Below are 7,858 nucleotides of genomic sequence, written 5' to 3'. Positions count from 1 at the left end.
ATGGGGGTGCCGCTAATATCCAAGCCACCTGCGGGAACGGTTTATGAACAAGACTTCCTTCTGAAAGGAAGCAACGGCCTGGCCGGGGCGCGATTGAGAGCATTTTTTGATCTGACAAATGATCCTGCTCTTGGCTGGGAAGTCATTAGCAATGCAGACGGGGCTTGGGAGGGGATGATCAAAGTGCCGCCAGGGGCGATCAGCCTGGTCGTCGAACAGGATCTGGATGGTGTGTCATCCGGACGCAGTGCACCACAAGCCTTCAGGATTCGCCCGCCCACCCTGCAACAGCCCACCGTCACCTTCGCTGGAACTACCGTAACTTTCTCCGGCAAGGGTTATTACGATCCCAAACGCAAATCTGAAATCCAGTTCACCGTCAGCGGGGGGGCGGTGCAAGTTCCCACGCCCGCAAATGCCGAAGTGATGCCGGGTGGCACATGGAGCACCGCAGCGCAGGAGTGGACTGTCGGTACCTATAACGTCACCATCATTCAAAAAATCGCTGACAACGCCAGCGGCTGGATCGACTCGCTGCCGCTGACCTTCGAAGTCAGAAACATTCTCCCCGATGTCAGTGATGTGCAATTCACCAACGACTACCAACCGACCTTCAGCGGCAAAGGTTTCAACGGAGCCTTGGTACAGCCACGCAGGCCCAATAGCCCATATCTTGAAGCGCCTGAAGTGGAGGTCGTCGGCGGGCGGTGGGCAACCCAGGCTTCAACGGTCTGGGGACCCTCGTTCGAACGTGAAGTACACATAAAGCAATATCTCGACGGTCACGAGTCACCAAACTGGTTTGTCCTCAAAGTCACCATCCCGCCGCAAGCCCCTGGCCTGAACGAGCCTGAAGATGACGGACTTTCGCCCAGGTTCAGCGGCACGTGCTGGCCGGGTGCGACCGTGAACATTGAGTACAGCGACGAAACCGGCATTGTGCACGAGGGCATCGTCAGTGCTGGCACTTGGCAGTTCAGGCGCGACAAAGAATTTGCCCTGGATATCACACATACCGTCACGGTAACCCAAGTCGCCGCTCAGCAAACTTCGCAGCCGACGTCCACGACCTTCATTGTCAGGAGAGCGATGGTCACGCCAGTGATCACCCAGCCGCCGGACGGCTCGCAAGTCGGTCGTGCTGTAACGGTCGAGGGCGCGATGGGTATGGTGGGCGCGACTTTGCAACTGCGCGACAAGCAGTTTGATCGCCCCTTGGGCGATCCGAAAATATTGAGCCAGGATGGCGACTGGTCGATTGACCTGAGCCTTGAGCAATTCAGGCTCTACACCTTTGACGCCCAGCAAACACTGGACGGTCGACCGTCGCTACGCAGTGACGAGCATGAATTCACGGTGGTGCTGCTGCCGCCGGAAGTTCTCCAGCCGATACCAAACGGCAAGTTGCCACGAACCGCGCTGCTCAAGGGGACGGGCATGAGGGGCGGGGTTGTCGAAGTCTGTCTGCAAGGGCTTGCCGAACCTCTGCTCAGTGATGTCATTGTGGATTGGGCGGGCAATTGGCAAGCCGAAGTGACGTTGCCGGTGGGCAGCAAAACGATCTGGGCCCGGCAAAAATTCACGGATGAAAGCGGCAAACTGCAGGAGTCGAAAGACAGCGAGCCGCTGCACTTTGACGTTGTGCCAGCTGCCCCCTTCCTTGAAACCCCGATCGAGGGCGATGCCATCGGGCAGCAGGTGGTGGTGTGCGGTTTTGGTGTGCCGGGCGATACGGTCACGGTGACGCTGGTCGGAGCCACGCGCTCAGAACCGGCAAGCGCCATCGTGCAGGAAAATCGCACCTGGTCAGTGATGCTTGATACAAGTCCACCCGACGGGGGGCTTTACCGGCTGGAGGCAATCGCATCACTGGACGGGTTCGAATCATTTGAAACCCTGCGCTCGGTCATTTTGGGTACTTTTGTGCCAGCCCTCGACGAGCCGGTGCCGGGACGCTGGATCAGTCATCCAGTGCAGTTCAGCGGCAAGGGCCGTCCGGGCGTGGGCGCCCTCGTGAGTTGGTACAACCCGGATGTTCAGTGGCTGGCTCAGGTAACTGTGGTCGATGGGCACTGGCGTGGGGAGGCGACAAGGGCACTGCCTCTGGCGGGCAACTGGTACCGATTCCGGCAGACGCTGACTGACGCAGCGGATGACGCGACGGTGTCCGATTGGGCCGACAGTGCGCGTTTTGAAGTCGAAGCCGCACGCTTGGGCAACGACAATTCCTGAAACGCGGCTTCCGACGAACGGCTATAAAGCCTGTCATAACTGACAGTGGACTTGACGACATTCGAAGCGCTCAATCGTACTCATTGAATGTGCAGCCTGACGACGGACGTCAGGTTGCGCGGGCCAGTTGTCGCCTTAAGGAAATCTGATCATGGTTGATTCGCGCCGTCCCCCCCTGCAGCTGTTCGATCAGTTGTTCAGCAAGGAACAACGAGCACAGAACGTCGGACTGCAGAACCTCGAGACATACCTGCAAAACGGTGGATCAATTTATCCACTGGTTGAAAAGGGGGTTCAATGCATGGTCCAAGAGCATCAGCTCAGCGTTGAGCAAGCGCAACAATATTGGCGCGGCGCCAATAGCCTGGCCACGTCTCAGCGGCGCCATTTTATCGAGCAGACGCTGCGGGGCACCAGGCCCGCGCCAAAGCGCAGCTCCAGCGGTTTGTTATCGATCGTGGACGGTCCCAATTATCACGCTCTGATCGGTACCGATTTTGCTGCACTGTGCCCGCCAGATGCGCTGGAGTCCATCTGGTCGCCAGTAGCCTATCTGATCGACTTGTTGCGCTGGGTTCGTGACCGTCTGGAGGGCATCAACCAGGAAGAAAAATATGCGCTGCATAACCGGCGCACGGATTTGCTGGCACTGAACGTCGACTTCAATGCGGTTTATCAATCGATCTCGTCTGTAGACATCATCGTCGAGGTGCTGGAGAAATTCATCGAGGCGAACACGGATATCGAGTCGACCGAAGACGCACTGATCGAAGCCCGCTATCCCAATGGCCTGCCTTATTACCAGCATTGGGTCACTATTGATGGTATCGCGCAGTTTCACGACTTGTCGGTGGGCGACTTCGAGCACCGGGTCGACCTGGCTTATCCCTATTTTCTGCAAGCCAATGCTCGAGGTGCCAATACTGCAAAGGGTTTCGCCCATGCCTCGCGGCTTGGCCCTTATCAGCGCCTGTTGCTGACAGAACCGCGTGCGGATTTCGAACTTCGCGAAGCTTTTTTTGCGCACAACTTTGGTACCACCAACCTCGACAAATACCAGAACCTCAATCAGGTGGTGTTCTTGGGTGGGCGCACCAAACTCGACAGTCGACAAATCGAAGCCCTGCTGTCGATTGGCGACTTTGCTCCCGTGCGCTCGGCCAATGTGACTTATGCCGATGTCAAGCCCGAGCATCCGGAAAGCGAGCGCTCAGGGTCGATCTATATCAATGACAACACTGCGCCCGCATTGCGAATCGATCCTGCAACCAAGCCTCTCCTTCGATTGACGGTCAGCCCCGACGAAGCCATCGGGTTCAACCGATATACCCGGATAAATCAGATGGTGCGCCTGGCCAACTGGACAGGATTGCCGTTCGAACAGGTGGACACAGTGTTGACATCGGTCATCCGGGCAACAGGGCGCGGCAATTCAACGAAAGGTCACAGCAACGAGATGGACATCTCCAGTGGCGCGGTTCATGCGCTTGGGTTGTTCCAGACGTTGCGCGAGCGCTACGAATGCACCGCCGCGGACTTTGCTGTGTTTGTGGGTGAGCTGTCGGTTTATGGCCGCGGTGAAGCGCTCTCGCAATTCGATCAGGTGTTCAATTTTCAAACCGGTTATCGCGAGCCTTTCAAGCTCGACAACGAAGAGTTTGCGGTGGCGCCGATACCGGGCGAGGTGGATCTGACGATCAGCCAGCTCTGCAGTGGTCTGGCGATTGATCCGCAGACTTATTACGTGCTGGCGAACGCAGTGGCCAAGGCTCATGGCTTTACCGACAAATTGAAGCGCAACGCAGCGATCATCTCGAGCTTCTACCGTTTGGTGAGACTGGCCCGGCTGTTGAGCATCACTCCGGTTGAAGGCGTGCTGATGCTATCGATCCTGGGCGGCGATGACTGGGTCAACGGCTTGGCCGGCACTCCTGTCATTCACGATGTACCGGACGGTTCACCGGATGCGCTGGAGCTGATCGAGGCTATGCAAAGTTGCGTGCAGTGGTGCGCGCAAAACAATCTGCCGGTGTTGTGGGTGTTGCAGCATGCGGTTTCTGCGCCACCGGCTCAGGATCCATCCGAACAGGATGAGCAGTTTTTCGAGCAGATTCGCAATTTGCTGCCGACTGCACAGCTGTCCAATAGCACTTTTCTCATGGCAGGCGTTCCGGCAGCCGGGGCCGCGGACTGGATAGAATTTCTCGCGACATCCGCCGACAACCTGGGGCCGATAACCGACGGGCATGGTTTGATCCTGCCCCCGCAGGGAAGCGCTGAGATGTACTTGGCCTTCGTTCATGAAAAAATCTCCTGGGCGGTCGACAGTGCTTTGGGCGAGGTCGAGACAGCATTGCGCCAGAACATCATCGACAGCATGCTCAGCGCGTTTTTACAAATGCGCGATACGCAGACTTCGCTGGTCAAGGAGACGCTGGCGGCATACGCCGGCGTTGGCGTGGATCAGGCATTGCCGGTCCTGAACTGGGCAGACGTCACGGTGCATCAGTTACTGCTGCATGTGCTGGAGCAAGCGGATGCGGGGAGCGAAGGGGCCGGCCGAACTCGCCCCCGAATTGCCGAAGCATCATTCGATTTGCTGGCTGAAGTTCGCCGCCGCAGTGAGGTGGTGTCGACACTGGGGTTAAGCGCGGCGCTGTTGCAGGATTATCTGGATAGCGGCTACAAGGACTGGCTGGTTCAGGATGACAAGCATGCGTTGACGGTGCGCACGCTTTATTACCTGACCTCGCTCACGCGCGCTTTCGCTCTTGCCTCAACCTCGAGCGGCCAACCGCCACAGAAGCTGTTGGACTACCTGCGTCAGGTCAACGCATTGCCGGATGTCACCGGAGATGCGAGATGGCTGGCACAACAGGCGGCGGCGATCAAACTGGCCGATTTTTTTGGCTGGAGCGTTCAGGAAGTGCGCGAATGTGTGAGCCGCATCGATCCCGACCTGAAGGTGTTGAAAAACCTCGCCCAGCTCGATTTGTTGATGCGCGTGCTGGTGCTGTCCACCGAGACCGGCATGGATGCGTTAACGATTTTTCTCATTGGTAATCTGCCCGAAACCGTCGACAAAAAATCCTATGCCGATGCCGCTGAACATGCGCTGCTTGGCGAGTCCGATACTAGTGCCCCGATCGTGCATGTTCCAGGCGACGTCAAAGAACTGGTCACAATCACGTGCGAAGTGGTGGATCACAGCACCGTCGTGGCCAACAAACCAGGCGAAAAAGTCACTTATAAAGTGACCCTCAAAGACGCCAATGGAAAGTCGCTCAGTGGCGTCAATGTTTATTGGCGCGCCACATTGGGAACCATTGAATACAAGGCGACCGGCACGGACGGCACACTTTTGGCCGAATTTATCCCCGGCAAGGTCATGGGCCGCGACACGCCCATGTTTTGGCTGGACTTGTTCGAGCCGCAATACGCTCCTCCCATAGAAATCAGCGCTGACTTCGCTACGTTGTCGTTCCCGATTGCGGAACTTTCACCTACGCCTTTGGAAACAGTGAAACACGGTCATGAAGTAGAGCTGTATGCGGTGCTGGAGGACGCCTACGGCAACCGCGGACAAAACTCGCTCGTGGAGTGGTTCGGCAAGAGCGTTCCGCCCGCGAAGATGGATGCCACCACTATTCGGCCGGCGCAGGGGTTCACTGATCAGCAGGGGCTTACCCGGGTTTTTGTCTCAAGCAAGACGGGCGGCACATTCGTGTTCAGTGTTCGCTCTCAGTCTGGGGAAAGCGAAAGAATATTCCCCAATGCCATTACCTTTGCCAGGGAGTAGCGGCAGGGCGTTGCGTACCGCCTGGCGAACGTTTTTCCCCGGGCCATATTCCAAGGAGCAAGATCATGGCACTGAGTAATATTGGCGGGTTGCTGGAAAAACGTCGCTCGGCACTGCTCGAATACTGCATCGGTCAAGTGGCCAATGATAAATACCCTTTTCTGAAAACACCTGAAGACTTGTTTGAATTGCTGCGCATGGACCCTCTGGATACTTATCAGGTGAAGAGTTCCAGAGTTGCCGAAGCGATAAGTTGTGTGCAGCAGTACATCCATGCGGTGTATCGAAAGCTGGAACCAGGGTTCCAGGATCACGAGTTCGACAAGCGTCATCTGCGCGAATGGGAGATTTTCAGCAATTATCCCGACTGGACCGTGCCCCACCAAGTTTCATGCTATGCGGAAAACTTCATCGTTCCATCGGTGCGACTGCGCAAAACCAGTCTGTTCAAGAATCTGGAAAACAACTTGAACCAGGCCCGTTTGGACAGAGATACCGTGCAGGCTGCGCTGCAGGATTATTTGCAGGCATTCGAACAAATCTGCGATCTCGATGTGACCAGCTGCTTCATGGACGGCGTGACACCGGCCAAAGCCGATTACTACTTTCTGGGGCGGCAGCGGGTGCAACCGTTTCAGTATTTCTGGCGCAAGGCCGAGATCGAGCTGGGCGCAACCAGCGTAGCGGTCAATCCGGCGGTCTGGAGTGAATGGCAAGCCGTGGAAATCCCGACCGCCGATCAGGTTCTGGATATTCGCCCGGTGTTCTGGAATGGCCGGTTATGTGTGGTCTGGGCCGAATGGCGCGACGCGGTCGTCGGTAGCGCAGCGGAGGCGCTCAGCCCGAGCAAAGTGGTGATCAATCTGGCATTCATGAAGCAGAACGGGCAGTGGTCTGCGCCGTTGTGCGTGCACAGTTCAGAACACAAGAACGAGCTTTTGGCGAGCAGCCGATTGATTGCGACGGTGCAGGTCGATTATCTGAATCCGAAGGGCAAGTTGGGGATTTTACTGACGGGCAACCTATCTTCGCCATCCGGCAGTCTGCGGGTGCATGGTGTCTACGACGTTCTGATGCGCCCCCTGCTGGACGGCGGCGCGTGGCTGGACCTGGCACTTGAGGAGCGATTCGTCAGCAACGATACGGTTCAGCACCCACTGAACAGTCAGGTGACTGTTGTCACTCGCATAACGAACCATGGTTCCCTCACGCCCTATCTCGATCTGCACGTTATGGCAACGCGCGCGGATGACAAAGATGTGCTGACGGTGCAGGGTTTTTGCAGCCCCACGGGCCTGGACAGCGCTCGGTTGAAAATGGAGCTGCGAATTGCAGGTCAGCCTTCTGATAGTGACCCGCCGCCGATCCTCGAAGAACAGGATGCAGGCGGGGGCTGGGTAACTCAGTCGTGGACTTCCTCGCGGACGAAAGGCACCTGGCCCACGCCAGTCACTTTTTCATTCGCCTCTCCCACTTCCCCGACAGGACAGAAAGAGTTCGACCTGACGATTGTCGATCTCATGGATTTCGTCCCGCCAGCTCTGCACAAGAACAGTACCGACGGGGCACAGTTTCTTTCATTCAATCAAACTGGACTGGCGTTGAAATTCATTCGGCTCAATTCCTTGTTTGGCTCGGAACTGGTGCGATGCTCGAATATTTCCGTGGACGCCGTGCTGGACTGGTCCAACCAGTTCATTCGCGAGCCGTCGCCGATCGGCGCAGAGTTCGTTGAACCACCCAATGGTGCCTTCGACGGTGCCAATGGTCTGAACTTCTGGGAGCTGTTTTGCCACCTGCCGCATTTGATCGCCACTCGGTTGCGCG

Annotated in this window: 3 protein-coding genes; all 3 read left to right on the top strand. The window is 57.0% G+C overall.

Going from position 1 to position 7,858, the window contains the following annotated elements; genetic code table 11:
• Positions 1-2,232 (top strand): hypothetical protein (locus tag F8N49_RS22700; protein WP_256675501.1); only part of this gene is annotated, 2,232 nt, incomplete at its 5' end.
• A 151-nt stretch (positions 2,233-2,383) separates the two neighbouring features.
• Entirely contained in the window at positions 2,384-6,031 is a 3,648-nt protein-coding gene (locus F8N49_RS22695) for a Tc toxin subunit A (protein ID WP_151552691.1), read from the top strand.
• Between the two features lie 65 nt (positions 6,032-6,096).
• Positions 6,097-7,858 (top strand): neuraminidase-like domain-containing protein (locus F8N49_RS22690; protein WP_256675500.1); only part of this gene is annotated, 1,762 nt, incomplete at its 3' end.

Origin of the sequence: Pseudomonas sp. GXM4 (genome assembly GCF_008923895.1) — a bacterium.
Lineage (GTDB): Bacteria > Pseudomonadota > Gammaproteobacteria > Pseudomonadales > Pseudomonadaceae > Aquipseudomonas > Aquipseudomonas atacamensis.
The sequence above is the reverse complement of the archived record's forward strand: the minus strand, read 5'-3'. Positions and strand labels throughout refer to the sequence as shown.

Coding starts and splice junctions, on each gene's coding strand:
- F8N49_RS22695 (WP_151552691.1), top strand. CDS start 2,384: ATGGTTGATTCGCGCCGTCCCCCCCTGCAGCTGTTCGATCAGTTGTTC.